This is a genomic window from Qipengyuania sp. HL-TH1, assembly GCF_036365825.1.
Lineage (GTDB): Bacteria > Pseudomonadota > Alphaproteobacteria > Sphingomonadales > Sphingomonadaceae > Qipengyuania > Qipengyuania profunda.
Window position 1 is genome coordinate 937,394 of sequence record NZ_CP142675.1, and the last position, 26,370, is coordinate 963,763.

Annotated in this window: 24 protein-coding genes, 2 tRNA genes, 1 other RNA gene and 1 pseudogene; 15 read left to right on the forward strand and 13 right to left on the reverse strand. The window is 64.6% G+C overall.

The genetic code is table 11. From position 1 onward, the window contains the following. Positions 1–23: 23 nt before the first annotated feature. From VWN43_RS05160 to VWN43_RS16380, 4 genes and pseudogenes are all read right to left on the reverse strand, one after another. Positions 24–1,433 (reverse strand): efflux transporter outer membrane subunit, encoded by a 1,410-nt coding sequence (locus VWN43_RS05160; RefSeq protein WP_320180397.1) that lies wholly within the window; start codon positions 1,431–1,433, stop codon positions 24–26. Then, positions 1,430–4,642: an efflux RND transporter permease subunit gene (locus VWN43_RS05165; RefSeq protein ID WP_320180396.1), complete on the reverse strand. Its 3,213-nt coding sequence runs from the start codon at positions 4,640–4,642 to the stop codon at positions 1,430–1,432. Before VWN43_RS05165 ends, VWN43_RS05160 begins: the two co-directional genes overlap by 4 nt. A 2-nt stretch (positions 4,643–4,644) precedes the next feature. Continuing rightward, entirely contained in the window at positions 4,645–5,457 is an 813-nt protein-coding gene (locus VWN43_RS05170) for an efflux RND transporter periplasmic adaptor subunit (RefSeq protein WP_330768293.1), read from the reverse strand. Between the two features lie 122 nt (positions 5,458–5,579). Then, a pseudogene (locus VWN43_RS16380) lies at positions 5,580–5,945 on the reverse strand (hypothetical protein); the annotation flags it as partial. On the opposite strand from VWN43_RS16380, the gene VWN43_RS05180 reads away from it, so the two are divergent. Beyond that, entirely contained in the window at positions 5,930–6,499 is a 570-nt protein-coding gene (locus tag VWN43_RS05180) for a TetR/AcrR family transcriptional regulator (RefSeq protein ID WP_320180394.1), read from the forward strand. The pseudogene VWN43_RS16380 and the gene VWN43_RS05180 sit on opposite strands and share 16 nt — an antisense overlap. 139 nt (positions 6,500–6,638) lie before the next feature. Here the strand turns inward: VWN43_RS05180 and VWN43_RS05185 are convergent. Beyond that, positions 6,639–6,715: transfer RNA gene (locus VWN43_RS05185), tRNA-Pro, on the reverse strand. 138 nt (positions 6,716–6,853) lie between these two features. On the opposite strand from VWN43_RS05185, the gene thyA reads away from it, so the two are divergent. From thyA to VWN43_RS05210, 5 genes are all read left to right on the forward strand, one after another. Further along, entirely contained in the window at positions 6,854–7,780 is a 927-nt protein-coding gene (gene thyA / locus VWN43_RS05190) for a thymidylate synthase (protein WP_320180393.1), read from the forward strand. Between the two features lie 80 nt (positions 7,781–7,860). After that, the gene (locus VWN43_RS05195; protein WP_253516380.1) at positions 7,861–9,162 is read left to right on the forward strand and encodes a 3-methyl-2-oxobutanoate dehydrogenase (2-methylpropanoyl-transferring) subunit alpha; all 1,302 of its coding nucleotides are present in this window, start codon (positions 7,861–7,863) and stop codon (positions 9,160–9,162) included. Then, positions 9,159–10,220, forward strand: coding sequence for an alpha-ketoacid dehydrogenase subunit beta (locus VWN43_RS05200; RefSeq protein ID WP_320180392.1), 1,062 nt, complete (start codon positions 9,159–9,161; stop codon positions 10,218–10,220). The genes VWN43_RS05195 and VWN43_RS05200 overlap by 4 nt, the downstream gene beginning before the upstream one ends. Before the next feature lie 4 nt (positions 10,221–10,224). Then, positions 10,225–11,538, forward strand: coding sequence for a dihydrolipoamide acetyltransferase family protein (locus tag VWN43_RS05205; protein ID WP_320180391.1), 1,314 nt, complete (start codon positions 10,225–10,227; stop codon positions 11,536–11,538). Positions 11,539–11,556: 18 nt separating this feature from the next. Next, positions 11,557–12,126, forward strand: coding sequence for a YdeI/OmpD-associated family protein (locus VWN43_RS05210; protein ID WP_320180390.1), 570 nt, complete (start codon positions 11,557–11,559; stop codon positions 12,124–12,126). On the opposite strand, the gene VWN43_RS05215 is transcribed toward VWN43_RS05210, so the two are convergent. Further along, positions 12,123–12,281 (reverse strand): hypothetical protein, encoded by a 159-nt coding sequence (locus VWN43_RS05215; protein ID WP_320180389.1) that lies wholly within the window; start codon positions 12,279–12,281, stop codon positions 12,123–12,125. The genes VWN43_RS05210 and VWN43_RS05215 overlap by 4 nt on opposite strands. 186 nt (positions 12,282–12,467) lie before the next feature. On the opposite strand from VWN43_RS05215, the gene VWN43_RS05220 reads away from it, so the two are divergent. Further along, positions 12,468–12,544, forward strand: a tRNA-Asp gene (locus VWN43_RS05220). Positions 12,545–12,575: 31 nt separating this feature from the next. On the opposite strand, the gene VWN43_RS05225 is transcribed toward VWN43_RS05220, so the two are convergent. From VWN43_RS05225 to VWN43_RS05245, 6 genes are all read right to left on the reverse strand, one after another. Continuing rightward, positions 12,576–14,012 carry an MFS transporter gene (locus VWN43_RS05225; RefSeq protein WP_320180388.1) on the reverse strand — a complete coding sequence of 479 codons (1,437 nt, stop codon included), beginning with the start codon at positions 14,010–14,012 and terminating at the stop codon, positions 12,576–12,578. Between the two features lie 49 nt (positions 14,013–14,061). Continuing rightward, positions 14,062–14,277 (reverse strand): DUF2842 domain-containing protein, encoded by a 216-nt coding sequence (locus VWN43_RS05230; RefSeq protein WP_320180387.1) that lies wholly within the window; start codon positions 14,275–14,277, stop codon positions 14,062–14,064. Further along, positions 14,274–14,846, reverse strand: coding sequence for a 5-formyltetrahydrofolate cyclo-ligase (locus tag VWN43_RS05235; RefSeq protein ID WP_320180386.1), 573 nt, complete (start codon positions 14,844–14,846; stop codon positions 14,274–14,276). The genes VWN43_RS05230 and VWN43_RS05235 overlap by 4 nt, the downstream gene beginning before the upstream one ends. A 134-nt stretch (positions 14,847–14,980) precedes the next feature. Continuing rightward, a non-coding RNA gene (gene ssrS, locus VWN43_RS16370) (6S RNA) lies at positions 14,981–15,150 on the reverse strand. A gap of 11 nt (positions 15,151–15,161) precedes the next feature. Further along, positions 15,162–15,485 carry a cell division protein ZapA gene (locus tag VWN43_RS05240; protein ID WP_320180385.1) on the reverse strand — a complete coding sequence of 108 codons (324 nt, stop codon included), beginning with the start codon at positions 15,483–15,485 and terminating at the stop codon, positions 15,162–15,164. Then, entirely contained in the window at positions 15,482–15,688 is a 207-nt protein-coding gene (locus VWN43_RS05245; protein ID WP_320180384.1) for a hypothetical protein, read from the reverse strand. The genes VWN43_RS05240 and VWN43_RS05245 overlap by 4 nt, the downstream gene beginning before the upstream one ends. A gap of 179 nt (positions 15,689–15,867) precedes the next feature. On the opposite strand from VWN43_RS05245, the gene tkt reads away from it, so the two are divergent. Genes tkt through VWN43_RS05270 form a run of 5 tightly spaced genes read left to right on the forward strand, consistent with a single transcriptional unit; the run spans position 15,868 to position 21,648 of the window. Then, positions 15,868–17,859: a transketolase gene (tkt, locus tag VWN43_RS05250; RefSeq protein WP_320180383.1), complete on the forward strand. Its 1,992-nt coding sequence runs from the start codon at positions 15,868–15,870 to the stop codon at positions 17,857–17,859. A 15-nt stretch (positions 17,860–17,874) separates the two neighbouring features. Next, positions 17,875–18,882, forward strand: coding sequence for a type I glyceraldehyde-3-phosphate dehydrogenase (gap, locus tag VWN43_RS05255; RefSeq protein ID WP_320180382.1), 1,008 nt, complete (start codon positions 17,875–17,877; stop codon positions 18,880–18,882). A 30-nt stretch (positions 18,883–18,912) separates the two neighbouring features. Next, positions 18,913–20,112, forward strand: coding sequence for a phosphoglycerate kinase (locus VWN43_RS05260; RefSeq protein ID WP_320180381.1), 1,200 nt, complete (start codon positions 18,913–18,915; stop codon positions 20,110–20,112). Further along, complete coding sequence (locus tag VWN43_RS16325) at positions 20,109–20,564, forward strand: PaaI family thioesterase (RefSeq protein ID WP_367398966.1); 456 nt, start codon at positions 20,109–20,111, stop codon at positions 20,562–20,564. The genes VWN43_RS05260 and VWN43_RS16325 overlap by 4 nt, the downstream gene beginning before the upstream one ends. 4 nt (positions 20,565–20,568) lie before the next feature. Next, complete coding sequence (locus VWN43_RS05270; protein ID WP_320180380.1) at positions 20,569–21,648, forward strand: serine hydrolase domain-containing protein; 1,080 nt, start codon at positions 20,569–20,571, stop codon at positions 21,646–21,648. A gap of 41 nt (positions 21,649–21,689) precedes the next feature. Here VWN43_RS05270 and VWN43_RS05275 read toward each other — a convergent pair whose 3' ends face one another. After that, positions 21,690–22,403, reverse strand: coding sequence for a flavodoxin family protein (locus tag VWN43_RS05275; RefSeq protein WP_320180379.1), 714 nt, complete (start codon positions 22,401–22,403; stop codon positions 21,690–21,692). Between the two features lie 94 nt (positions 22,404–22,497). Here VWN43_RS05275 and VWN43_RS05280 point away from each other — a divergent pair, with 94 nt between their 5' ends. The 3 genes from VWN43_RS05280 (at position 22,498) to VWN43_RS05290 (ending at position 26,366) form a co-directional block, all read left to right on the forward strand. Next, entirely contained in the window at positions 22,498–24,027 is a 1,530-nt protein-coding gene (locus tag VWN43_RS05280) for a tryptophan halogenase family protein (protein ID WP_330768300.1), read from the forward strand. After that, the gene (locus VWN43_RS05285) at positions 24,024–25,373 is read left to right on the forward strand and encodes a tryptophan 7-halogenase (RefSeq protein ID WP_320180377.1); all 1,350 of its coding nucleotides are present in this window, start codon (positions 24,024–24,026) and stop codon (positions 25,371–25,373) included. The genes VWN43_RS05280 and VWN43_RS05285 overlap by 4 nt, the downstream gene beginning before the upstream one ends. 105 nt (positions 25,374–25,478) lie before the next feature. Next, the gene (locus VWN43_RS05290; RefSeq protein WP_320180376.1) at positions 25,479–26,366 is read left to right on the forward strand and encodes a fructose bisphosphate aldolase; all 888 of its coding nucleotides are present in this window, start codon (positions 25,479–25,481) and stop codon (positions 26,364–26,366) included. Positions 26,367–26,370: the final 4 nt, after the last annotated feature.

Consider the following 26,370-nt stretch of genomic DNA (forward strand, 5'->3'; position numbering starts at 1 on the left):
TCCTCAGCCCGCCATAGGTTCTCTTAGGGAGAGCGGTCGAGACCCCCGCCCAGCGCGACGAACAGCGTCGTGCCGTTCTGCAGATAGGCCCGGCGCGTGGCGAGCAATTGCTGGCGGGCGGAGAACAGATTGCGTTCGGCATCAAGGACTTCGAGGTAATCGGCCACGCCTTCGCGGTAGCGCAGGCGCGCCAGTCGCGCGATGCGTTCCTGAGCGGCGACGCCCTGTTCCTGCGCGGCGACCTGCTCGGCCAGCCAGCGGCGTCCGGCAAGCCCGTCCGACACTTCGCGGAATGCGGTCTGGACCGCCTTTTCATACAGCGCGACCTGTTCGGTTTCGCGCGCCCTGGCGAGATCGAGGTCGGCTTCGCGGGCGCCCCAGTCGAAGATCGGCAACGAGATCGAGGGGCCGAACGACCAGCTGAGCCCGTCCGAACCGAACAGATCACCCAGCTCGCTCGAGGCGAAACCGGCGCTGCCGGTCAGCGAAATGCTCGGGAAGAAGGCGGCCCGTGCGGCGCCGATATTGGCGCGCGCGGCACGCAACTGTTCCTCGGCAGCGACGATATCGGGCCGGACCAGCATGAGATCCGACGGCGTTGCCGCGTCGAGCACCATCGCGTTTTCCTGCGCGACCATCGGCAGCGCGGCAGGCAGATCGGCGGGAAACCCGCCGCCGACCAGTACCGACAGCTGGTTGCGCAGCCGCGCCTGCGCCAGCTTCTCCGATGCCAGCTGCTGCTCCGCCGTGGTGAGCAGCGTTTCCGCCTGCCGGAACGGCAGCGCCGAGGTCACGCCCGCATCGAGCCGCAATTGCGCGATCCGCAATCCCTCCTGCCGGCTTTCCAGCGTGGCCTGGGCAAGGTCGATCTGGTCATCGGTTTCGAGCAGCTCGAAATAGGTCGAGGCGACATCGGCGATCAGCGAGAGATAGAAGGCGCGCTGGTTGGCTTCGGTGGCCAGATATTGCGCTCGCGCCGCGTCGGACAAATTGGCGACCCGGCCCCAGAAGTCGAGCTCGAAGGACGTGACCCCGACACCGACATCGAAGCGATCGGTGGTCACCGATCCGCTCGCCGCGGGGTCCACCGTGCCGAGCGGTGTGCGCGTGCGGCTGGCCGAAGCGTTGGCCACGGCGGTGGGCAGGCGGCGGCTGTCCTGGATGCGGTACTGCGCGCGCGCCTGTTCGATCCGCGCGGTCGCGGCAATCAGGTCGCGATTGTTGGCTACCGCGGTATCGATCAGCGCGACCAGGCGGGGGTCAATGAACCAGTCGCGGTAGGACAGCGTGCTGGCGACGACCGTTCCGTCGGGGCGATACTCGGGATCGTAAGCCGGGGCACTGGCGAGCGGCGGGCGCGTGTGGTCGGGCGCCATATTGACGCAGCCGGCCAGCGCCAGCGCCATCACACTGGCGCAGAGCATGCGGTTCATGCCGGTTCTCCTTCGAGGTCGCTGGCGGGCGTAGGTTTGCGTTTGCCGATGCGCGTGCGGACCAGCAGGTAGAGCAGCGGGATCACGAAAATCCCGATCAGCGTCGCCGCGATCATGCCGCCCATGACGCCGGTACCGACCGCAATGCGGCTGGCCGCGCCGGCCCCCGTCGACAGCACCAACGGAACCATGCCGAGGATGAAGGCGAGCGAGGTCATGATGATCGGCCGCAGGCGCAGGAGTGCCGCAGTCTTCACGGCCTCGAGCGGGCTCTTGCCGTCGTCTTCCTGCTCGATCGCGAATTCCACGATCAGGATGGCGTTCTTGGCCGCCAGCCCGATGATGGTGATCAGTCCGACATTGAAGTAGATATCCGCCGACAGGCCGCGCGCCATGGTGGACAATACCGCACCCAGCACGCCCATCGGAACGATCAGCAGTACCGAGAGGGGCACCGACCAGCTTTCATAAAGCGCCGCGAGCACGAGAAAGACGATCACCACCGACAGGCCCAGCAGCAGGCCGATCTGGCCGCCCGCCTGCTTTTCCTCATAACTGATCCCGGTCCATTCGAAGCCGATCCCTTCGGGCATTTGGCTTGCCAGCTGTTCCATTTCGCTCAGCGCCGCCCCCGAGGACTGGCCCGGGGCCGCGGTTCCCGAAAGGGTCATCGCCGGATAGCCATTGTAGCGCGCCAGGCTGGGCGGGCCCGCGGTCCATTCGGCAGTGGCGAAGGAACTGAACGGCACCAGCGCCCCCTGGGCATTGGGGATGCGCAGCGACAGCACGTCCTCGGGCGTCATCCGGTGCGGCGCGTCGGCCTGCACCAGCACCTGCAGGACCCGCCCCTGGCGGTTGAAGTCATTGGCATAGGCCGACCCGAAATTGATCGACAACGCATTGTTCACATCGTCCATCGACAAGCCCATCGCGCGGGCCTGCACCCGGTCGACTTCGACATGCAACTGCGGCGCGGGCGGCTGGTCTTCGGGGCGGATATTGGCCAGCGTCTCGCTTTGCGAGGCCATGCCGAGCAATTGGTTGCGCGCGTCGGTCAGCGCATCGCGGCCCAGACCGGCGCGGTCCTGCAGCTTCATCGTGAAGCCGCTGGCCTGGCCGAGCGACTGGATCGCAGGCGGCTGGATCGCGAAGGCGAGGGCATTGTCGAGCCGCATGAACGTCCCCATGGCCTGGCCCACCAGCCCTTCGGCCGAACTTTCGGCTCCGCTGCGCTCGCTCCAGTCCTTGAGCGGCGTAAACATCATCGCGTTGTTCTGGCCCTGGCCGAAGAAACTGAAGCCGCGCACCACGACCACGCGTTCGACTTCCTCGCGCGACTGCCAGAATGCCTCGACCGGTGCGATGGCTTCGTCGAGCCGTTCCTGCGTCGAGCCAGTGGGCGATTGCACCACCGTGATCACATAGCCCTGGTCCTCTGTCGGGAGGAACCCGCCCGGCAGGCGGACGAACAGCAGGCCGGTGATCCCCGCCAGCAGAAGGAAGACCGCGAGCCCACGCATCGGGCGGCCGAGGATTGCGGCATTCGTGCGGCCGTATTTCTCGGTCATGCGCGCGAACCAGCGGTTGAAGCCGCCGAAAAAGCGTCCCGCTGCACGGCGGCCCTGTTCGACCCGTCCGCGCCAGCCCTCGGGCAGTGGGCGCGGTTCGTCCAGCTCGCCTTCTTCTGTTGCATTATGATCCTGGACGTCTTCCATCCGCAGAAAAGTCGCGCACAGCGCGGGCGTCAGCGACAGCGCCAGCACGGCGGAGAAGAAGATCGAGATCGCGAGTGTGACCGAGAACTGGCGGTAGATCCCGCCGGTCGAACCGGGGAAGAAGGCCATCGGCAGGAACACCGCGATCAGGACCAGCGTGATCCCGATGATCGCGCCGGTGATCTGGTCCATCGCCTTGCGCGTTGCCGCGAGCGGGCCGAGCCCTTCCTCGCGCATGATGCGCTCGACATTCTCGATCACGACGATTGCGTCATCGACGAGGATGCCGATCGCCAACACCATGCCGAACAGCGTCAGCACGTTGATCGAAAAGCCGAACAGCCACAGGCCCAGACAGGCACCGGCAAGCGCGATCGGGACGACCAGCGTCGGGATCAGCGTCGCGCGCCAGTTCTGCAGGAACAGGAACATGACGAGAAAGACCAGCACCATCGCCTCGATCAGGGTCTTGACCACTTCCTCAACCGAAACCTCGACGAAGGGCGTGGTATCGTAAGGGATCGACCAGGCGACATCGTCGGGCAGGCCCGCACCGATTTCGGCCATCCGTTCGTTGACCCCCTCGGCGGTTGCCAGCGCGTTGGCGCCGGTGGCCAGCTGGACCGCCATCCCAGCCATCGCCTGACCATTGAGCGTGGTCGATGTGGCATAGCTCTGCGCGCCGATCTCGACCCGCGCGACATCGCCCAGCCGGACGCTGGCGCCGCCCGCATCTGCGCGCAGGATGATCCGCCGGAACTCGTCCTCGGTCTCGAACCGGTTCTCGGTCGTGATCGTGGCGGTGATCTGCTGGCCTTCTTGCAGCGGCAGCGCGCCCAGAGAACCGCCCGCGGTCTGCGCATTCTGCTCGCGGATCGCGGCCACCACGGCGCTGGGCGAAAGATTGTAGGAAGCCAGCTTTTCGGGATCGAGCCAAATGCGCATCGCATATTCGGAGCCGAACAGCGTGACATCGCCGACGCCGGTCACACGGCGCAATTCATCGATCACTTGCGTCGAGGCGATATTGCCGAGATCGGTCGAGTCGAGCGTGCCCGATTCCGAAGTCAGCGCGACGATCATCAGGAAGCCGGCATTCGCCTGGCGCACGGTAATCCCCTGGCGGCGGACTTCCTCGGGCAGCCGGGCCTCGACCGTGCTCAGCCGGTTCTGCACCTCGGTCTGCGCGATATCGATATCGGTGCCCGCTTCGAAGGTCAGCGTGATCGAGGCGGTCCCGTTCGAAAGGCTCGACGAGGCCATGTAGAGGAAACCCTCGACGCCGTTGAGCTGCTGTTCGATCACCTGTGTGACGTTCTGCTCGAGCGTCTCCGCATCGGCGCCGGGATAGACCACGTTGATCGCCAACGAAGGCGGGGCGACCTCGGGATATTGTTCGATCGGCAAGGCGCGCAGGGCGATAAAGCCCGACAGCAGGATGCCCAGCGAGATCACCCAGGCGAAGATCGGCCGGTCAATGAAGAAACGCGCCATGATCAATCCGCCTTTGCAGCGGGCGTGGGGGCTGCGGCCTTGCGGCCGGTGGCGGCATTGGCGATCTGCACGGGCATGCCGGGCTGCAGTTTCTGCAGGTTCGACACGATCACCCGGTCGCCGGGTTTGAGCCCGCTTTCCACGACCCAGCTATCACCCATCAGCTGGCCCAGCTTGACGGGGCGGACCGCGGCCTTCCCGTCCTTGTCGACGATCATCACCGTGCCGCCCGCATCGGCCACCGTGACCGCGCGCTGCGGAATGGCGATTACATCGGTGACCTTGCCGGCATAAATTCGCGCGTTGACGAATTCGCCCGGCAGCAGGAGCCCGTCGGGATTGGGAAACTCGGCGCGCAGCTGGACCGTGCCGGTCGCCTCGTCGACCGAGAAGTCGAGGAATTCGATCAGACCGGGCAGTTCGTATTCGGTCCCATCGGGGAACAGCAGCCGGACCTCGACCGCATCGCCGGGAGCAAGGTCAAGCTGACCGCTGGCAATCGCGCGGCGGATCTGGAGCACTTCGGTGGCCGATTGCGAGAAGGAGACGTAGATCGGCGAGATCTGCTCGATCCGCGTCATCAGCGTTCCCTCCGCCTGCGACACCAGCGCGCCTTCGGTCACCGCAGCACGTCCGGCGCGGCCCGAAATCGGTGCGCGAACCGTGGTATAGCCGAGCTGGAGCGAGGACGCGCGCAGCTGCGCCTGGATCTGCGCGACATTGGCATTGGCTTCGCGCGCGGCGGCCTGCGCAGCGTCGAATTCCTGACCGCTGATGGCATTCTCGGCAACCAGCGGGCGATAGCGTGCGACCACTGCATTTGCATTTGCCGCAGTGGCCTTGGCGCGGTCGCGAGGCTGGCCTGCGTCTGCGCATAGCTGGCGCGCAGTTCCGCCGGATCGATGCGGAACAGTGCCTGCCCCTGTCCGACATCGGTGCCCTCTTCATAGACCCGCTGCTGGACGATCCCGGTGACGCGTGCGCGGACTTCCGCGACCCGGACCGGCTCGACGCGTCCGGGCAGTTCGAGAATGTTGTCGAGATCGGTTTCGCCGACCGTGATCGTCCGGACCGGGATGGCCTGGCCCTCTGGCGCCGTATCGGGTGACGAGCAGGCGGCGGCTACGAGACCGAGCAGAAGCAGGAGCAGAGTGCGAAGATGCGTCATGGGGATTCCTTGCGAGGTGCGACTCACCCTGCGACCGGTGGTGCGATTAGCGCCGCGTTTTGACAATTTCGATACACTTGTAAATTGACATTTTTGCATCAGATGTCCAGTTAACCTGCATGGAAGAGAGAGCATGCAGGATCGCCGCGGCGGGCTATGGGGTCATCAGCCAGTACGGCATCAGACGCGCCACAATGAACGATGTCGCTACGGCAGCGGGAGTTTCGCGCCAGACCATATACAATGTCTTCCCGAATCGCGAGGCGCTGCTGCTCGGCGTCGCGCGGTATCATTTCGAATCGAAGTGGAGGGCGATACGCGAGTTCTGCGCCACGACCCCTGACCGGCGCAAACGGTTCGAGGCATTGCTCGACAATCTGGTCATCGAGCCTTGGGAATCGATGCAGTCGATGCCGCATGCCGACGAGCTCGAGCTCGAACTGGCCACCACGATCAAGCAGGAACTCGTCGAGGTTCACCTCGAGGCACAGCGCAATCTTTGTGAATTCCTGCTCGAATATCAGGAGGCGCTCGAACGCCGGCACATTACCGCCAAGGGGCTTGGCGAAATGCTCCACCATTCGATCGTCGGCCTGAAAATGAGCACCACGACGCGCGAACAGATCGAATCCGTCGCCGCCACCATGCTGGCCTGCTTGCTGGCGCTTACCGATCCGGATGGCGCGTAAAGCGGATATTGGCCTGTGTTCCGGGACGCATCCGGACACGCCGAAAGCGGCTAGTGATCAGCTCAAATCGCGCGCGGCCGCGTGCCGTTCCGCCACAGGGACGCAAGCGGATCCTCGATCTGGATGCTACAATAGAAGTTGGTCGGGGAGAGAGGATTCGAACCTCCGGCCCCTGCCTCCCGAAGACAGTGCTCTACCAGGCTGAGCTACTCCCCGACCGGATCGGCCCGCGGCTTTGTGAAGCCTTGGGTGCGAAGCAAGGCGCGCCCTATAGGTGGGGATTGCGGCACACGCAAGCAGGCAATTCGGGCAAATCGGGCCTAGGAAGAATCTCCGCAGCAAAACGAGCATCCCGTGTCCGAATCGCACCCTGAACAGCCCTATCTCGAACTCATGCGCCGCATCTGGTCGGAGGGTGACGAACGGATGGACCGGACCGGCGTCGGAACGCGGTCGGTCTTCGGCGCGATGCTGCGGTTCGACCTCGCCGACGGCGCGATGCCGCTGGTGACGACCAAACGGGTTTACTGGAAGACCGCGACGCGCGAATTGTTGTGGTTCCTTACCGGCAACACCAACATCCGCCCGCTCGTGCTCCAAGGCGTCAAGATATGGAACGAATGGCCGCATGCGCGCTATGTGAAGGAAACGGGCGAGGCGATCGCGCTGGAGCAATTCGTACAGCGGATCGCGGGGGACGAAACCTTCGCCGCGCGCTGGGGCGACCTCGGCCCGGTCTACGGCAAGCAATGGGTTGATTGGCCGACCTACGAAGCGCAGGGCGATGGCAGCTACCGGTCGGGGCCGGGGATCAACCAGGTCGCGCAGGTGGTCGAATCGCTGCGCAGCAATCCGGGTAGCCGGCGGCATATCATCGAGGGCTGGAACGTCGCCGAACTCGATGCGATGGCGCTGCCGCCGTGTCACAAGACCTATCAGTTCCATGTTGCGGGGGATCGCCTCAACTGCCTGCTCTACCAGCGCAGCTGCGATGTCGCGCTGGGGCTGCCGTTCAACCTGTGGTCGGCAGCGTTGCTGACGCGGATGATCGCGCAGCAGGTCGGCCTCGAGCCCGGCGAGCTCGTCTGGACGGGCGGGGACACGCACCTCTATCTCAACCACGAAGCACTGATAGACGAGCAGCTGTCGCGGGAACCGCAGGGTCGCCCGCGCCTTGAGATAGTGCGGCGTCCGCCTTCCATCTTCGACTACGCGATCGAGGATTTCGTGGTTCACGATTACACGCCGCATGCGCCGATCAAGGCGCCCGTCGCGGTGTGATTCGGCCCCTGACTTGACCGTTTCCCATCCGTGAAATAAAATAACGCCTAAGCGTAAGATTGCGTCTGGGAGACGATTCTATGGCCGACAGGCCCAAGGGTAGTGCAGAAGGCGAGAACCGTCCGGCTCTCTCGCTGCATGTGCCCGAACCCAAGTTCCGGCCGGGCGACACGGTCGATTTCTCGCACATCGACGTGCCCGAGGCCGGCAGCATGGCGCGGCCCGACGAGGCCTGTGACCCTGCGGAGATGCGCGATCTGGCTTATGGGCTGGTCCGCGTGCTGGGCGATGACGACAAGGCACACGGGCCGTGGGATCCCAAGCTCGACGCGGACACGCTGCGCGCCATGCTCGGCCACATGGCGATGACGCGCGCGTTCGACGAACGCATGTTTCGCGGCCAGCGGCAGGGCAAGACCAGCTTCTATATGAAGTGCACCGGCGAGGAGGCGACCAGCGTCTCGGCCTCGATGGCGCTGGCGGGGGACGACATGGTCTTTCCCAGCTACCGCCAGCAGGGCATCCTGATCCAGCGCGGTTACCCGCTGATCGAGATGATCAACCAGATCTACTCGAACAAGGGCGACAAGCTGAAGGGCCGCCAGCTGCCGATCATGTATTCGAGCCGCGAGCACAGCTTCTTCACCATCAGCGGCAATCTCGCGACGCAGACCCCGCAGGCGGTGGGCTGGGCAATGGCCAGCGCGATGAAGGGCGACAGCCGGATCGCCGCGACGTGGGTGGGCGAGGGCAGCACCGCGGAGGGCGACTTCCATTCGGCCTGCACCTTCGCGACGGTGTATAATGCACCGGTTATCCTCAACGTTATCAACAACCAGTGGGCGATCTCCAGCTTCAGTGGTTTCGCCGGGGCGGAGCGCACCACCTTTGCCGCACGCGCACTGGGCTACGGCCTTGCGGGTCTGCGGGTGGACGGCAACGACGCGCTGGCGTGTTATGCCGCTGAACGCTGGGCAGCCAATCGCGCGCGCGCCAACGCCGGGCCGACGCTGATCGAGTTCTTTACCTACCGGGCCGAAGGGCATTCCACCTCGGACGATCCTAGCGGCTATCGCAGCGCGCAGGAACGCAGCGAATGGCCGCTCGGCGATCCGGTGATGCGGCTGAAGAACCACCTCATCGCGCTTGGCGAATGGGACGAGGAGCGGCAGGAGAAGATGGACCTCGAGGCGGCCGAACACGTCAAGAAGGTGACCAAGGAAGCCGAGGCCAACGGTATCCTCGGCCACGGTCTCCACCACCCGTTCCGCACCATGTTCGAAGACGTCTTCGAAGAGCTTCCCTGGCACCTGCGCGAGCAGGCTGACCAGGCGGTGCACGAGCGCAAGACCAAGTTTCCCGAAGGATTGCCCGAGGCATGAGCGAGACCCAGACCAAGGACCTGCCCGCAGGCACGCAGGACGGTGAACGCCGTCTCAATATGATCGAGGCGATCAACGATGCGCTCGACGTGTCGATGGGCCGCGACGACGATGTCGTGGTGATGGGCGAGGACGTCGGCTATTTCGGCGGCGTCTTCCGCTGCACCGCGGGGCTGCAGGACAAATACGGCAAGACGCGCGTGTTCGACACGCCGATCAACGAATGCGGGATCATCGCGGTGGCAGTGGGGATGGGCGCCTATGGCCTGCGCCCGGTGCCTGAGATTCAGTTCGCCGATTACATCTACCCCGGGCTCGACCAGCTGATCTCCGAGGCGGCGCGCCTGCGCTATCGTTCGGCAGGCGAATATATTGCACCGATGACCGTCCGATCGCCCTTTGGCGGGGGCATCTTCGGCGGCCAGACGCACAGCCAGAGCCCAGAAGCGATCTTTACGCATGTATCGGGCCTCAAGACGGTTATCCCGGCCACGCCCTATGACGCCAAGGGGCTGCTGATCTCGTGCATCGAGGACAATGACCCGGTCATCTTCTTCGAACCCAAGCGCATCTACAACGGCCCGTTCTCGGGCTATTACGACAAGCCGGTGCAGCCGTGGAAGAAGTTCGACGCCAGCGTCGTGCCCGAAGGCTATTACAAGATCCCGCTGGGCAAGGCGCGGCACGTCACCGAAGGCGACCGGCTGACCGTCCTCGCCTATGGCACGATGGTCCATGTGGTCGAGGCGGTGTGCCGCGAGAAGGGCGTCGAAGCCGACATCCTCGACCTGCGCACGCTGGTTCCGCTCGACATCGAAGCGATCGAAGCCTCGATCGAACGCACCGGGCGCTGCCTGATCGTGCACGAAGCGACCCGGACGAGCGGTTTCGGGGCGGAGCTTTCCGCGCTGGTGACCGAGCGCTGTTTCTATCATCTCGAAGCCCCGGTCGAACGCGTGACCGGCTTCGACACACCCTATCCCCACAGCCTCGAATGGGCCTATTTCCCCGGTCCGATCCGCATCGGCGAGGCCATCGACAAGATCCTCAAGGACTGATCCCATGGCGAAATTCACCTTCAACATGCCCGATATCGGCGAAGGCATCGCCGAGGCCGAGATTGTGCAATGGCACAAGCAGGTCGGCGATCAGATCAGCGAAGACGAAGAATTCGTCGACATGATGACCGACAAGGCCACCGTGCCGATGGAAAGCCCCGTGAACGGCAAGATCCTCGAGATCGCCGGCGGGGAGGGCGACATGGTATCGATCGGCTCGATGCTCGTCGTCATCGAGGTCGAAGGCGAAGTGCCTGAGGATGTCGTCGAGGAAGCCGCGCCTGCAACCGAGGCTGCGCCCGCATCGGCCCCCGCGCCGAAGGACGAGGCGGTCGAGGAACGGATCGAGGTCGAGAACTCGGATGCGTCCGATGCCGACGATGCGCTGGCGGCCGATCCGAAGCCCGAGCCGCTTCCTGCGCCGACGCCCGCGCCCGAACCGGTCCAGCACGCCAAAGTTCTCGCCACCCCGGCGGTGCGCAAGCGCGCCAAGGACCTCGGCGTCGACCTGGCGCAGGTGAAGCCGGCCGAGGACGGCCGCGTTCGGCACGGCGATCTCGACCAGTTCCTGTCCTACAATGCCGGCTATGGCGCCGCCGCCGCGCCCCGTGCGGACGAAGAGAAGAAGGTCATCGGCATGCGCCGCCGTATCGCCGAGAACATGGCTGCATCGAAGCGCAACATCCCGCATTTCTCCTATGTCGAGGAATGCGATGTCACCGATCTGGAAGTGCTGCGTGCGCAGCTCAACAGCAACCGCGGCGACAAGCCCAAGCTGACCATCCTGCCGCTGCTGATCACCGCGATCTGCAAGACGCTGCCCGACTTCCCGATGATCAACGCCCGCTACGACGACGAAGGCGGTGTGGTGACACGTCACGGCGCGGTGCATCTGGGCATGGCTGCGCAGACCGATGCCGGGCTGATGGTCCCGGTGATCCGGGATGCGCAGGCGAAGAACCCGTGGCAACTCGCCAACGAAATCTCGCGCCTGGCCGAGGCAGCCCGTAGCGGCACGGCGAAGAGCGAGGAATTGCAGGGCGGCACGCTGACGGTCACTTCGCTCGGCCCCCTGGGCGGCGTGGCGACGACACCGGTTATCAATCGCCCCGAAGTCGCGATCATCGGCCCCAACCGCATCATCGAACGCCCGATGTATGTCACCGGCAGCGATGGCGCCGAGCGGATCGAGAAGCGCAAGCTGATGAATATCTCGATTAGCTGCGACCACCGCGTGGTCGATGGCTGGGACGCGGCGAGCTTCGTCCAGGCGCTCAAGAAGCTGCTCGAAACCCCGGCGCTGATCCTCGTGGATTGATCTGCTAGGCTGTCACGCATGACGCGTGACAGCCGAGTCGACGAATACATCGACAGGGCGCAGCCTTTTGCGCAGCCGATCCTGCACCACATTCGTGATCTCGTGCACCGGGCGCTGCCCGATACGGTCGAGGCGATCAAATGGGGCGTCCCGCATTTCGTGGTAGGCGGGAAGAATGCCGTCGGGATGGCGGCGTTCAAGAACCATGCGTCCCTAATGCTGTGCAGCGAAGAATTCGCTGGCGGCGGAATGGGAAATTTCGGCCGGATCACCGCGCTCGACATGCTTCCCGCCGATGATGAGCTGATCGCGCGGTTCAAACAGGCGGCCCAGGATGCGCAAGCGCCTATGGCCGCCCGGCAGAGGCCGAAGCCGCCGATCGCGATGCCCGACGATTTCCGCGATGCGCTCGCCAGGTGCGACGGTGCGATTGCCGTCTGGAAGGGTTTTACCGATGCCCAGCGACGCGATTATCTCGATTGGGTGGTAAGCGCCAAACGCGAAGCGACCCGCGCGAAACGCATTGCCACCGCTGCCGTATGGATCGGCGAGGGCAAGCGGCGTAACTGGAAATATGAAAGCTGTTAGGGCCGCTGGGCGAGGCGGCTAATCCGCGTATCGCCGTCGCCGCCGGACCCCGGTGCGATATAGGCCGATTGCTGGATGCCGAAAGCCGATTGGGTCGCACCTCCGCCGGCACAAAGCAGGCCGATGGAAAAGGCGAGAATGGCTCTTGTCAGCATGTCAGCCCCCCATTTTACCCCGCGTGCAAAGTCTGATCAGATTATCGGCAAAGAGGGTTAAAAATGGGTAAATCCGGTCCCGGTTTCGGCGCGTGCGGACAAGTGCCAAAAAACCGCAACATCGGCCATTGACAGGAATCGGACCCTGCCTTAGTGGCGCGGCTCCCAAGCGGTGCAACGCTTCAAGCGGGTGTAGCTCAGATGGTTAGAGTGCCGGCCTGTCACGCCGGAGGTCGCGGGTTCGAGCCCCGTCACTCGCGCCACTTGGGACGTTTTCTGACAATAGTCTGACGCCTAGGCGGATGCGGATTTTTCCGCATCCGCCAGTCGGCGCAGGTTCTCTTCATGCATGCCTTTGTCGATCCGGTAGCGCGCAATGAAGAACAGCGCGGAAAGCCACAGGATCAGCAATGCGGGCGCGTAGGACGCACCCAGTCGCCACAGGATATCGGGGTCCACACTCGCCGGGTCGGCACCTTCGGGAAAGTCGATCAGCGACAGGATCAGGCCCGCCGCGAGCACGCCGAACCCCTGCGTGGTTTTGCGCGTGAAGGTCATCGCCGCATAATAGACGCCTTCCGAACGCCGACCGGTGCGCACCTGGTTGGCTTCGACCAGGTCGGCGATCATCGAATAGGCCACCGCCTGCACTGCAATGATCAGTGCCAGGTCGATCACATTGATACCCAGCACCAGCGGGAACAGCAGCGGGTCGCCGTTTTCGGGCATCAGCCCGGCCAGCCGCAGCAGGACGGGGGAGGGTTGGATGGTGAAGGCGAGCAGGCCCAGAACGATAGTCGCGCGCTTCTTGCCGAGTTTGCGGGTCGCCCATGGCGCAATCAGGAAACCGATCAGTGCGGAGAGCAGCACCGAGCAGGTCCAGATGAAGATCTGGAATTCGCTGAACCCCCAGAAATAGTTGAGTATCAGGAAGGCGAGCGCCGCCGACAGGCCGGTCGCAATGGCGAACAGCACGGTGGCGACGAACAATGCGAGGAAGCTTTTCTCGCTCAGCGTCTCGATCATCTCGCGGAAAATGCGCCCGATGCTGAACCGCTCGCCCGTCGCGACCGGGCGGTGGAGATGGGGAATACGGCTGTGCGTTCCCAGCGCCGAGATCATGATCGTTGCGAATATCAGCGCCGATGCGATGATCCCGTATTGGGCATAGGCTTCGGGATCGCGCATTCCCAGCGGCCCGGTGAAGAGGATTCCGAATACCACAATGCTCATCACGGTGCCGCCCGACCAGCCGAACAGCAGGCGATAGGCCTGCATGCTGGTGCGTTCGTCATAGTCGGTGGTGAGCTCGGGAATAAGCGCCGAGCTGGGCGTTTCGTAAAAGGTGATGAAGGTGCGGATCAGCACCGCCAGCGCTGTCAGGTAGAGGAACAATCCCGCCTGGCCCCAGTCGGGCGGATTCCACAGCAGGAAATAGCTCAGCGAAACGGGCAGCGCCGCAGCATACATGAAGGGATGGCGCCGTCCCCAGCGACTGCGCAGATTGTCGGACCAATAGCCGACCAGCGGATCGCTGATCGCATCGACCACCAGTGCAATCAGGATAGCGAGCCCGACGAGGCCGGGTTCGAGCCCCACCACCGTGCCGTAGAACAGCAACAGGAAATAGTCGAAGCCGCCGTTCTTGATGCCGAACGCGGCAGCGCCCGATCCGTGCGCCAGCTTGAGCCAGACCGACGGTTTGTCGGCCACCGCTTCGCGTGTGGTCATGCCCTCTCCCTTGGGCATGGAGGCTAGGGTAGGGCAGTCGACTTGGCAATCAGCTCCAGCGGCCGGTTTCCATCCAGATGAGGAAGCGGCGCAGCGGGAGCAGCCAGACAAGCCCGAGCACGACATAGATCAGCGTCTGGACCAGTGTCGGCCAGTCGCCGATCAGCCCGGGCGCATAGCGTGCAATGACCACGCCATAGATGGTCAGGGCCAGCAGCAATCCGAGGATGCCGACCGGGATACGCCAGGTGGGTTCTTGCCTCATGCGAAAGGTCCATAGATGCGGGTGGGCGTAACGACTGCCGCAAGCGGGATATCGTGCGCCTCGGTCGGCAGGTCATCGACCCGCTGGCCGTCCCAGGCAAGCCCGATGGCGGTCGTTCCCGGGTGGTCTGCGAGCCAGCGATCGTAATGCCCGCCGCCCTGGCCAAGCCGGGCGCCTTCGGCGGTGAACCCGACCAGCGGCACGAACAGCACGCGCGGTTCCAGCGCTGCGGCATCGGCCATGGGTTGCAGCAGTCCGAACGGGCCAGTCTCGAGATCGCGTTCGCCAAACGGGTCGCTGAACTGCGCGAAGTGCATCGCCGCGCCGCGGTCGGCGAAGCGGGGCAGGGCGAGATCGTACCCCTGTTCGAAGAAGAACCTGGCATAGGATGCCGCGGGCGCTTCATAGGGATTGGCGCGGTAGAGGCCGATCACCGCACCTTCGGGGACCAGTTCGAGCAGCGGCGCAGGCGGGCGCATGAACACCAGCGTGCGCATGTTTTCCGGTAGCGCGGTGGCTTCCTCGCGCCGCGTAATGCGCAGGTGTTTGCGAAGCTCGTCCTTGGTCACGCAGGGGTCCTTATCGGTAGAGGCGCGGCGCGTCCAATGGCCCCGCTCGTGGGTGCGCTATCGCCATGCGTCGATGGCTGCCGCCGCCGCCCGGTGAAAGGCGCGGGCTGGTGCCGATAGCTAGTCCGGAAAGTGGCGGGACCACCATGGGTCGTTTCCGGCGAAATCCTCTGACGCGTAAACGTCAGGTGGGTTCCGTATGTCCCGGTCCCACGGCCGAACCGGTAGACCAGGACAGGGACAGCTCCCTAGGAATGCTTATAGCCTCAGGGATGTTCATGCGGCTCGTGCCGGGCAGCCCCGCCATCATGCTATCTAGGACGCAGGAGCCTCGCCCTCAAGGGTCGATGCCGCATTCTCCAGCGCCGCCGCCATCCGTTCGAGCTGTCCGGCCAGCCGCTCGGTGTCGAAATCGGGTTCCGGGGGCGGCTCTGCCGCGCGCTTGGCCTCGTCCAGTTCGTCCGCCACCAGCAAGGCGGCGAACAGCAAGTTCTTGGCTTCATTGCTCGACAGGTTGGCGCCCATCGAGCCCAGCTTGCTGTCGATTATGCCGGCCAGCCGCTGGACGTGATCTTCCTGCCCATCGGCGCAGGAAACGGTGTAATTGCGCCCGCCGACGGCCAGTTTGACATCGCTCATGGGGCCAGCCCTTCGATCAGGGCGTCGAGCTGCGAGATGGTGGTCGTCACGCTTTCGCGCAGCGCTTCGTGGCGGGCGACGAGTTCGGCATTGGTCGGCGCGCCCGCAGCGGGGGAATGCGAGGCGAGCGCGGCCTGCGTTTCGATCCGCGCCAGCGCGCGGTCGATGCGGTCCATCGCCGATTGAATGCGTTGCGAAGTCATGACACCGTAGGAAATACCAAGATTGCCGCGTCCGGTCAAAGGCTTGGCCTATTCTGTTGATAAGTGGAATGAGGGAATTGCCGGCTGTGCATGGCGCGGTGCGCGGGTTGACCTCGCGCCTACGCTCCGCGAAGGCTTCGCGCGCGTCGAATCGACCCAGTTTCCGGAGAATAAATCCCATGAGTCTTGCCACCGCTCGCATGGTCCCGATGGCCAATGCCATCAGGGCACTTTCGATGGATGCGGTGCAGGCGGCGAATTCGGGGCACCCCGGCATGCCGATGGGCATGGCCGATGTCGCGACCGTGCTGTGGAGCGACTATCTGAAGCACGACCCCGCCGCACCCGACTGGGCGGATCGCGACCGCTTCGTGCTCAGCGCGGGCCATGGCTCAATGCTGATCTACAGCCTGCTCCACCTGTCGGGCTATGCCGCCCCGACGATGGAGGATATCCGCAATTTCCGCCAGCTTGGCAGCCCCTGTGCCGGCCACCCGGAGAACTTCCTGCTCGACGGCGTCGAAAGCACCACCGGCCCTCTGGGGCAGGGTCTGGCGATGGCGGTGGGCATGGCGATTGCCGAGCGGCACCTCAACGCGGGATTCGGCGACGACATCGTCGACCACCGCACCTGGGTGATCGCGGGTGACGGCTGCCTGATGGAAGGCATCAACCACGAAGCGATCGGTCTTGCCGGCCATCTCAAGCTCGGCCGCATGAATGTGCTGTGGGACGACAACAACATCACCATCGACGGGACCACCGATCTGTCGACCAGCGAAGACATCAAGGCGCGCTACGAAGCGACCGGCTGGCATGTCGTCAGCTGCGACGGGCACGATTTCGACGACATCCGCCGCGCGCTCGATGAAGCGGTAGCCGACGAACGACCCTCGCTGGTCGCGTGCAAGACGGTCATCGGCAAGGGCTCACCCAACAAGCAGGGCACCAGTGCCACTCACGGCGCACCACTGGGCGATGATGAAATCGCTGCAGTCCGCGAGGTGCTGGGCTGGGACGCGGCGCCGTTCGAAATTCCCGAACAGGTGCTGTCCGACTGGCGCGGGACGGCCGAGCGTGGTTCGGCGGAGCGCGCCGAATGGCGCAACCGGCTCGAGGCTCATGGCGACAAGGCCGAATTTGAACGCCGGATGGCGGGCGATCTGCCCGAGAGCTTCAGCCTGGACAATTATATCCAGTCGCTGATCGACGAACCGCAGAAGGTCGCGACGCGCAAGGCGAGCGAGATGACGCTGGGCGAAATCAACGCCAACCTGCCCGATACGATCGGCGGCAGCGCCGACCTGACCGGGTCCAACAACACCAAAGCGGGCGGTATCGGTCCGTTCACCGCCGACGACCGCAGCGGACGCTATATCTATTACGGCATCCGCGAATTCGGCATGGCCGCGGCGATGAACGGCATGGCGCTGCATGGCGGCGTGATCCCCTATGGCGGCACCTTCCTGGTGTTCACCGATTATTGCCGCGCCGCGATCCGCCTGTCCGCGCTGCAGCAGGCCCGCGTGGTCTATGTCATGACGCATGACAGCATCGGGCTGGGCGAAGACGGGCCGACGCACCAGCCGATCGAACACATCCAGTCGCTGCGGATGATCCCGAACCTGCTGGTCATGCGCCCCGCAGACACGGTCGAAACCGCCGAATGCTGGGACATCGCGCTGCGCGAGAAGGACCGCCCGACGGTTCTTGCGCTGACCCGCCAAGGGCTGCCGCAGCTGCGCACCGAGGCGGCTGCGGAGAACCTCAGCGGACGCGGGGCCTATCGTCTCAAGGCCGCTGAATCGCCGCGCCGGGTCATCCTGATCGCGACCGGATCGGAAGTCAGCCTGGCGACCGAATGCGCCGCCGCACTGGAGAAGGCAGGCATCGGCGCGGACGTCGTGTCGATGGTCTGCACCCAGCTGTTCGACGAGCAGGACGATGCCTACAAGGCCGAGCTGCTGCCCGACGTCTCGCCCGACGAAACGCTTCGCGTAAGCATCGAGGCGGGGACGACATTCGGCTGGGATCGCTACACGATGACCAACGGTCTGCGGATCGGCATCGACCGCTTCGGTGCCAGCGCGCCGGCGGGCGATCTGTTCGAGAAATTCGGCTTCACTGCGGACGCCATCGTTCCGCAAATCATGAACAAACTGAACGGTTAAGCAGGAGTTTTTGCAATGGCGACGAAGGTTGCAATCAACGGTTTTGGACGTATCGGCCGCCTCGTGGCGCGCGCCATTCTCGAGCGTGACGATCACGATCTCGAACTCGTCAGCATCAACGACCTGGCCGACACCAAGTCGAATGCGCTGCTGTTCCAGTATGACAGCACGCATGGCCGCTTCCCCGGCACGGTCGAGGTCGGCGACAAGGCTATCATCGTCAACGGCAAGTCGATCGCGGTCACCAGCGAACGCGATCCGGGCGACCTGCCGCATGGCGACCAGGGCGTCGACATCGTCCTCGAATGCACCGGCTTCTTCCAGAGCCACGAAGCCGCCGAACCGCATCTCAAGGCGGGCGCCAAGCGCGTGCTGATCTCGGCCCCGGCCAAGAACGTTTCGGCCACGATCGTCTACGGTGTGAACCACGAAACGCTCAGCGCCGAGGACGTGATCGTCTCGAACGCCAGCTGCACCACCAACTGCCTCTCGCCGATGGCGAAGGTGCTGCACGACACCGTCGGCATCGAGCGCGGGTTCATGACCACGATCCACAGCTACACCAACGACCAGCGCATGCTCGACCAGATGCATAGCGACATGCGCCGGGCGCGCGGCGGCGCGCAGAACATGATCCCGACAACCACCGGCGCGGCGCGCGCGGTCGGCCTCGTCCTGCCCGAACTGGCGGGCAAGCTCGACGGTTCGAGCGTGCGCGTGCCGACGCCCAATGTCAGCCTCGTCGATCTCGTCTTCACCCCCGGCCGCGACACCAGCGTCGAAGAATTGAACGGCGCGCTCAAGGAAGCCGCCGAAGGCAAGATGAAGGGCGTGCTCGACTATACCGACCAGCCGCTCGTCAGCAGCGACTTCAACCACTATCCGGCCAGCTCGACCATCGACAGCCTCGAAACCAGCGTGATGGAAGGCAAGCTTGCCCGCGTCGTCAGCTGGTACGACAATGAATGGGGCTTTTCGAACCGCATGATCGACACCGCCGGCGTGATGGCGAAGTTCCTCTAACGCCAAGTTCCGCCAAAGGACGCCCGACCAATGAGCAGCTTCAAGACCCTGGACGATCTCGGTGACATCACCGGCAAGATCGCGCTGGTGCGCGTCGATCTCAACCTGCCGATGAAGGATGGTTCGGCCACCGACGTCTCGCGCGTCGAGGCGGTCAAGCCGACCATCCTCGAACTCGCCGAAAAGGGTGCCAAGGTCCTGTTGCTCGCGCATTACGGGCGTCCCAAGGGCAAGCGCTATTCGACCATGAGCACGAGCTTCGTGCAGGGCGATGTCGAGAAGGTGCTGGACAAGGAGATCATGTTCATCCCCGAGGTCATGGGCCCCGTGGTCGAACAGTCGATCGGCATCCTTGCCAATGGCGATATCGGCCTGCTCGACAATGTCCGCTTCTGGCCGGGCGAGGAAGCTAACGATCCCGAATTCGCGCGTGGCATGGCCGCGCATGGCGACTTCTACGTCAACGACGCGTTCAGCGCGGCGCACCGCGCGCATGCCAGCACCGAGGGGCTGGCGCACCATCTCCCGGCCTATGCGGGCCGCGCGATGGAAGCCGAACTGAAGGCGCTCGACGCCGCGCTGGGTAATCCCGAAGCGCCGGTCGCCGCGGTCGTCGGCGGGGCCAAGGTCTCGACCAAGCTCGACGTGCTGACCAATCTGGTCGGCAAGGTGCAGCACCTGATCATCGGCGGCGGGATGGCGAACACCTTCCTCGCGGCGAAGGGTGTCGATGTCGGCAAGTCGCTGTGCGAACACGAACTGACCGACACCGCCAATCGCATCATCGACGAAGCCGCGCATGCGGGCTGCACGGTTCACCTGCCCTATGATGTCGTGGTGGCGAAGGAATTTGCCGCCAATCCCGCGTCCCTGCGTACCTGCAATGTCCACGAGGTTGCGGATGACGAGATGATCCTCGATGTCGGCCCGCTGGCGACCGAGGCGCTGGCCGACGTGCTCAAGACCTGCCGTACGCTGGTGTGGAACGGCCCGATGGGCGCATTCGAGACCGAACCTTTCGACACCGCCACCGTCGCGCTGGCCAGGACCGCCGCGGCGCTGACGCAGGACGGTTCGCTGATCTCGGTCGCGGGCGGGGGCGATACGGTCGCCGCGCTCGCGCATGCCGGGGTGAAGGACGAGTTCACCTTTGTCTCGACCGCAGGCGGCGCCTTCCTCGAATGGATGGAAGGCAAGCCGCTTCCCGGCGTGGCGGCGCTGACCGCATGAGCGAGAACGAAGCAGTAGGCGCGAGCGGCGGGCTCGTACCCGTCACCGAGGGCGAATGGTCCGGCTGGTCGACCTGGCAGAGCGATGCTTTCGAGCAGCGCGCGGGCCCGTTCTACGAACGGCGCGATGATGACGGCAGCATGGTCGCCGCCTTCCGCGCGGAGGAGCGGCACATGAACGGCGCGGGCTTCATGCACGGCGGCTGCATGATGACCTTCGCCGACAGCGCGATCTTCACCATCGCGACCGACGAACTCGCCGGATCGCATGGCGTCACCATGCATCTCGCGGGCGATTTCCTCGATCCGGCCAGCGTCGGCCAGCTGATCGAGGCGCGCGGCGAAGTCGTTCGCGCAGGCGGCAAGACGATCTATGTCGTCGGCATGATCCGCGCCGACGGCAAGCCGGTGCTCAGCTTCAACGGCATTATCCGGAAGATCACCAGGAGATAGGTCCGTGCGTTTTCTCTGCCTGTTCGCCCTGCTTCTGCTGCCCTCGGTCACCTCGGCGCAAGCGGGCGACCCGGCGGATGAGTTCGCGAGTTTCGACCGGTTTCTCGCCGAATTCCGCGAGGAAAACAGCGTCCCGGCGCTGAGCGCGGTGATCGTCCGCGACGGGCAGATCGCGTGGGAAGGCTATTACGGCTGGGCCGATGACGAAGGCGAGGTCGCAACCAGCGCGGATACCACCTACAAGATCGCTTCGACGACCAAGCCCATCGCTGCTACGGCGATCATGGCCGAGGCACTCGCGGGCGGGCTGTCGCTCGACCTGCCGATGCGTGCGGACGAAGGCTTTGCCGACACATGCGACTGGCTGTCGCAGTCCCCGATTCCTTTTGGCAGCGGCGGCGAGGACCGGCATGGCAATGCAGTGTCGGCGATGGATTGCGCCAAGCAGCTGACGCTCTCGCAAATGCTCGACATGCGCGCCAATGGCGAGGACTTCGTTTACAACCCCATTGCCTATGCGCGGGTCGACCGCGCCATCAGCGGCGCGGGTGGGCGCGATCTGCGCGCCATCGTGCGGGACCGCGTGGCCGAGCCCGCGGGGATGCGCAACGTCGCGCTCGGCTGGCGCGATCCCGAAGGCGGCGATGCCCTGCGGTTCCTCGCACCGCCCTTCCACCCGGTCGATGGGCGTCTCGTCAAGCAGGTCCTGCCCGATGACGATTTCCGCGCGGCTGCGGGTATTATTGCCAGCCCGCTCCAGATGGCAAAGTTCGATATCGCCTTCGATTCCGGCGTGCTCATCCCACCAGCGCTGATCCGCGAGCTGGTCGAAGCCGATATCGGCCCGCTTGGCGACTATCGGCGCGGCTGGTTCCTCGAGGATTGGAACGGCCAGCGCCTGCTGTGGCATTCGGGCTGGAACGAGCAGAAGGGCTCCGCGCTTTACCTCAAGGTGCCCGGCAAGCGGCTGACACTGATCGTCCTCGCCAATACCGAGGCGATCTGGTGGGACAATTCGCTGGTCAAGGCCGAGGTTGCCCAAAGCCCTATCGCGCAGCGCTTCCTCGAAGAATTCGCCCGCTAGCGGTATTCGGGATTGGGCGCGTCGAAGCGGCGGCCTTCCTGCTACAGATCGACCGAATTGCCCCACGCGGGAATGCCGCCCGCATCCTTCAGCATGCGTGCCATGTGCATCAGGTTCCAGGCCATGAAGGTGGTGTTGCGGCGGGTGAAATCGTTGTCGAACCCTTCGTAGCCGTCACCGTCTTCCTTGGCGTCGCCATAGCTCGGGCCGGGCCCCGCTTCACCGACCCATCCGGAGTCGGCCTGCGGCGGGATGGTGTAGCCGACATGCTGCAGCGAATAGAGCACGCCCATGCCGACATGCTTGATGCCGTCCTCATTGCCGGTGACGATACAGCCGCCGACCTTGCCGTAGAACGCGTATTGTCCCTTGTCGTTGGTCTGGCCCGAATGCGCATAGAGGCGTTCGATCAGCCGCTGGCAGACCGAGCTTTTCTCGCCCAGCCAGATCGGCGTGCCGATCACGAGGATATCGGCGGCAGCGACCTTGTCCCAGATCGCGGGCCAATCGTCTTGCGCTGCGCCATGCTCGGTCATGTCGGGATAGACACCGGGCGCGATCGTGTGGTCGACCAGTCGCACCTGTTCGAGTGCGACATCGTTGCGCACCAGGATCGCCTCGGTCACGCCGAGCAGCTTGTCGGTATGCGACCCCTCGGGCGAGGATTTGAGCGTGCAGTTGATCGTTAGCGCCTTGAGGTCGGAAAAGTCGGTCGTGTTCTCGTCGCACAAGGTCTCTTGGGTCTGGTCGAGCATGCTTCCTCCTTGGGTGTGCCTGAGATACGCATTGGCGACGAGATAGTTACCCCGCGCAGTTGTCGGTCTTTGCCACGCTGGTTATGGCTTGTGCATGACCGCGCGAGCGCAGCAGATCGACCGGGTAGTGATCGTCGGCGGCGGGACGGCGGGCTGGATGACCGCGATCGCGCTGGCCCGTCTGCTCGGGCGGCTGGGCCTGTCGATCACGCTGGTCGAATCCACTGCCATCGGCACGGTCGGGGTGGGCGAGGCGACGCTGCCTCAGATCCGCACCTTCAACCGCCTGCTGGGACTGGACGAACGCGAGATGATGGCGCGCACCGCCGCGACCATCAAGCTGGGTATCGAATTCCGCGATTGGGGCCGGATCGGTGATCGCTACATCCACCCCTTCGGCACCTATGGCGAAGAGATCGGGCAAGCGAGCTTCATCGACTATTGGGCGCGTGCTCGCGCAGCGGGCAAGGCAGCACCGATCGGCGACTATTCGCTGCCGATTGTCGCCGCATGGACGGGGCGGTTCGAACCGCCCAAGCCGGACGATGTGCGCCAGCCTTATGACTTTGCCTTCCAATTCGATGCCGGGCTCTATGCCGCATGGCTCGCCGAACTCGCGCAGCAGGTGGGAGTTGCCCGGCGCGAGGGCAAGATCACCGAGGTTCGCCGCAAGGGCGAGAGCGGCGACATCGATGCGGTGGTCCTGGAATCGGGCGAGGCCATCGAAGGCGATCTGTTTATCGACTGCTCGGGCTTCCGCGCGCTCTTGATCGGCGACACGCTGGGCACGGCGTTCGAGGACTGGAGCCATTGGTTGCCCTGCAATCGCGCATACGCGGTTCCCTGTGCCAATGGCGGCGATCACGGCCCCTATACCCGCGCGACGGCACGCAAGGCGGGGTGGCAATGGCGCATCCCCTTGCAGCACCGGGTGGGCAACGGGCTGGTCTATTGCGATGCCTGGTGGGACGATCAGGACGCTGCCGATTGCCTGATGGCGAATCTGGAGGGCGAGGCGGGGGCAGAGCCGCGCCAGCTGCGCTTCACGACCGGGCGCCGCCGCTCGCTATGGCAAGGTAATTGCGTCGCCATCGGTCTGGCTGGCGGGTTCCTCGAACCGCTCGAATCGACCAGTATCGACCTGATCCAGAGCGGTATCCTCAATCTCGTCGACCTGTTTCCCGGAGCGGCGATCGAACCCGCCGCCAGGCGCGAGTACGACCGCCTGATGGATCTCGAATTCGAGCGTATCCGCGACTTTCTCGTGTTGCATTATGTCGCCAACCAGCGCGAGGGTGCGGAGTTCTGGCGCGCGATGCGCACCATGGCGATCCCCGACAGCCTGGCGGAGAAGATCGAGGATTTTCGCTGCCGTGCGATCCTGCCCGAGTATGCGCATGGCCTGTTCCAGCAGGTGAGCTGGATATCGGTCTTCCTCGGCCAGAATGTGGTGCCCGAGGCATGGGACCCACGAACCGCGGGCTTGCCCGAAGCCGAACTCGCCACCTGGCTCGAGGGGATACACCAGCGCATCGCCCGCGACGCTGCGGCAATGCCCGATCATCTCGATTTCATTGCCCGATCTGGCGCTGCATTTGAGGCTTTGGGCGAAACCGCAGGATGAGCCAGCCCGTCCGCTCCTACCTCCTGTTTGGCGCGAAAGCCGACGTCTGGCCGGTGGCGGCCATGCTCGCCGCACAGCTACCCGCCAGCATTGCCATCACGGTCGTCGAGGACGCGGACCGCTCCGGTGAGCTGGTCGCGCTGCCGGTTGAGGATCCTTACTTCCACGCGCTGGAGCTGAGGGCACCGGACCTGGCCCATGCCGGAGCGAGTTTTGTGCTTGGCTATGCGCTCGATGGCTTTCTCGGCTCGGAGTCGCAGATCGTCGCCGCACCTTCGGGTGATCTTCCGGCCATCGGGGGGCTGGCGCTTCACCATGTCCTGCGGCGCGTCGCAGGTGAGGCCGGGGCACTGGACCGACTGGCCGAACTGTACGAGGGCTTCCGCTTCTGTGCCCGCGCTGCGGCCGAGGGGCGCATGGGCTTGCCCGGAGATGCGCCGGACTCGCCGCTCGCCATGCTCGGGCCGCTGGCGATCATCGACAGTTCGGCACTGGCCTCGCTGCTCGTCCAACGCCTCGCCAACGATCGGGTTAAAAGCGTCGCGGGCGAAATCGCGAGACTGGACCGTGACAACAATGGCCGGGTGCTCGCCGCATGGACTGAGGATGGCGCGGAGGTGACCGCCGATGTGTTTATAGACCTACGCGATCCGGGTGAAACGGTGGACGGCGGGGAGACTATGGCGCTCCCCGTGCTTGATACGGCGTTCGCAGGTGGGGTGGCGGTTCGGGCGCACCTCAATGCGGAACCGCTGCCTCGCTACATCGCTCAAGCAAAGTCATCGCCTTCTACGGCTCGGCCCTTTGCGTTGCAGGCACCATGGGTGGCCAATTTGATCCGCCTCGGCCCCGCCTCTGCCTGGCTCGGGTCGCTATTCTCGGTGGACGGTCGGCTGCTTCTGACGCAGGCGGTGCACCTTGCGCAATGCCTGCCCGCCAGCGCGGACATGTCAGTGGAGGCGCGGCGCTTCAACCAGCTCCATTCGCGCAGCGTGTCCCGGTTCGATGAACTGGTCGCCGCCCCGCTGTTCCTCAGCCGGCGGACCGAACGGCATTGGCGGAACTTACGCAAAGCCGCACCGCCCGAGGGGCTCGCCTTGCGGATCGACCAGTTCCGCAGTCGGGGTCGCTTGCCCGAATTCGATGGCGAGGTGGTCGATCGCCAGTTCTGGATCGACCTGCTCATGGCTTTCGGCGTGATCCCCGAACGGCATGATCGCCGCGCGGAGGCTTTCGACCCGCGCCAGCTCGACCGCGCGCTGGGTACGATCCGCGCGCAGCTCGATCAGACGCTTGCGGCCATGCCCCCGCATGCGGACTTCGGGCGCCGGTTCGGCGCGGCGTGAAATCACTGTGACAATAGTTTCGCGCCATAGTTGCAGCCTTAAGGACGCTTTTGTATGCGGCGCGCATACGATTGCAGTACCACTACCAGCGACGGGGTTTTCCAGATGACTTTCGATGAAATGAAGGCGCGTATTGCCGAGGGCCAGGGCTTTATCGCGGCGCTCGACCAGTCGGGTGGTTCGACCCCCAAGGCGCTGGCCGGTTACGGTGTTGCCGAGGATACCTGGACCACCGAAGACGAGATGTTCGGCCTGATCCACGAAATGCGCCAGCGGATCATCGAGAGCCCCTGCTTCGGCAATGGCAAGGTCATCGGCGCGATCCTGTTCGAAAAGACTATGGACGGGACGAGCGGCGGCAAGAGCGTGCCCGCGCGTCTCAAGGAACGCGGCATCGTGCCCTTCCTCAAGGTCGACAAGGGGCTCGAGGACGAACGCAACGGCGCGCAGCTGATGAAGCCCAATCCCGGCCTCGAAGCGATGTGTAACCGCGCGCGCGAACTCGGCGTGTTCGGCACCAAGATGCGCTCTGTCATCAAGTCAGCCAACCCCGTCGGCATCAAGGAAGCCGTTCGCCAGCAGTTCGCCGAAGGTGCGCGTATCCTGTCCTGCGGCCTCGTCCCCATGCTCGAACCCGAATACGACATCACGGCTGCCGACCGCGCCGAGGGCGAGAAGATCATGCTCGAAGCGATCGAGGAAGGCCTCCTCGCGCTGCCCGAAGGCCAGCAGATCATGCTCAAGCTGTCGATCCCCAAGGAAGCCGGGATCTATGGCGGTCTGACCAACCATCCCAAGGTGCTGCGCGTGGTCGCGCTCTCGGGCGGCTATTCGACCGACGACGCCTGCCGCGAACTGGCCAAGAACCCCGGCATGATCGCCAGCTTCAGCCGCGGTCTGCTGCAGGACCTGCGCGCCGCGCAGGACGATGCCGAATTCGATGCGACGCTGTCTGCCGCAATGGACAAGATCCAGGCTGCCAGCGTGGCCTGAGGCC

What these genes read in the sequence shown, in the direction of transcription:
- VWN43_RS05205 (WP_320180391.1), top strand. Translation starts at nt 10,225, where the DNA reads ATGGCGAAATTCACCTTCAACATGCCCGATATCGGCGAAGGCATCGCC.
- VWN43_RS05240 (WP_320180385.1), bottom strand. Translation starts at nt 15,485, where the DNA reads ATGAGCGATGTCAAACTGGCCGTCGGCGGGCGCAATTACACCGTTTCC.
- VWN43_RS05230 (WP_320180387.1), bottom strand. Translation starts at nt 14,277, where the DNA reads ATGAGGCAAGAACCCACCTGGCGTATCCCGGTCGGCATCCTCGGATTG.
- VWN43_RS05210 (WP_320180390.1), top strand. Translation starts at nt 11,557, where the DNA reads ATGACGCGTGACAGCCGAGTCGACGAATACATCGACAGGGCGCAGCCT.
- VWN43_RS05260 (WP_320180381.1), top strand. Translation starts at nt 18,913, where the DNA reads ATGAGCAGCTTCAAGACCCTGGACGATCTCGGTGACATCACCGGCAAG.
- gap (WP_320180382.1), top strand. Translation starts at nt 17,875, where the DNA reads ATGGCGACGAAGGTTGCAATCAACGGTTTTGGACGTATCGGCCGCCTC.
- VWN43_RS05195 (WP_253516380.1), top strand. Translation starts at nt 7,861, where the DNA reads ATGGCCGACAGGCCCAAGGGTAGTGCAGAAGGCGAGAACCGTCCGGCT.
- VWN43_RS05165 (WP_320180396.1), bottom strand. Translation starts at nt 4,642, where the DNA reads ATGGCGCGTTTCTTCATTGACCGGCCGATCTTCGCCTGGGTGATCTCG.
- VWN43_RS05275 (WP_320180379.1), bottom strand. Translation starts at nt 22,403, where the DNA reads ATGCTCGACCAGACCCAAGAGACCTTGTGCGACGAGAACACGACCGAC.
- VWN43_RS05245 (WP_320180384.1), bottom strand. Translation starts at nt 15,688, where the DNA reads ATGACTTCGCAACGCATTCAATCGGCGATGGACCGCATCGACCGCGCG.
- VWN43_RS05285 (WP_320180377.1), top strand. Translation starts at nt 24,024, where the DNA reads ATGAGCCAGCCCGTCCGCTCCTACCTCCTGTTTGGCGCGAAAGCCGAC.
- VWN43_RS05200 (WP_320180392.1), top strand. Translation starts at nt 9,159, where the DNA reads ATGAGCGAGACCCAGACCAAGGACCTGCCCGCAGGCACGCAGGACGGT.
- tkt (WP_320180383.1), top strand. Translation starts at nt 15,868, where the DNA reads ATGAGTCTTGCCACCGCTCGCATGGTCCCGATGGCCAATGCCATCAGG.
- VWN43_RS05290 (WP_320180376.1), top strand. Translation starts at nt 25,479, where the DNA reads ATGACTTTCGATGAAATGAAGGCGCGTATTGCCGAGGGCCAGGGCTTT.
- VWN43_RS16325 (WP_367398966.1), top strand. Translation starts at nt 20,109, where the DNA reads ATGAGCGAGAACGAAGCAGTAGGCGCGAGCGGCGGGCTCGTACCCGTC.
- VWN43_RS05215 (WP_320180389.1), bottom strand. Translation starts at nt 12,281, where the DNA reads ATGCTGACAAGAGCCATTCTCGCCTTTTCCATCGGCCTGCTTTGTGCC.
- VWN43_RS05160 (WP_320180397.1), bottom strand. Translation starts at nt 1,433, where the DNA reads ATGAACCGCATGCTCTGCGCCAGTGTGATGGCGCTGGCGCTGGCCGGC.
- VWN43_RS05180 (WP_320180394.1), top strand. Translation starts at nt 5,930, where the DNA reads ATGGAAGAGAGAGCATGCAGGATCGCCGCGGCGGGCTATGGGGTCATC.
- VWN43_RS05280 (WP_330768300.1), top strand. Translation starts at nt 22,498, where the DNA reads ATGACCGCGCGAGCGCAGCAGATCGACCGGGTAGTGATCGTCGGCGGC.
- VWN43_RS05225 (WP_320180388.1), bottom strand. Translation starts at nt 14,012, where the DNA reads ATGACCACACGCGAAGCGGTGGCCGACAAACCGTCGGTCTGGCTCAAG.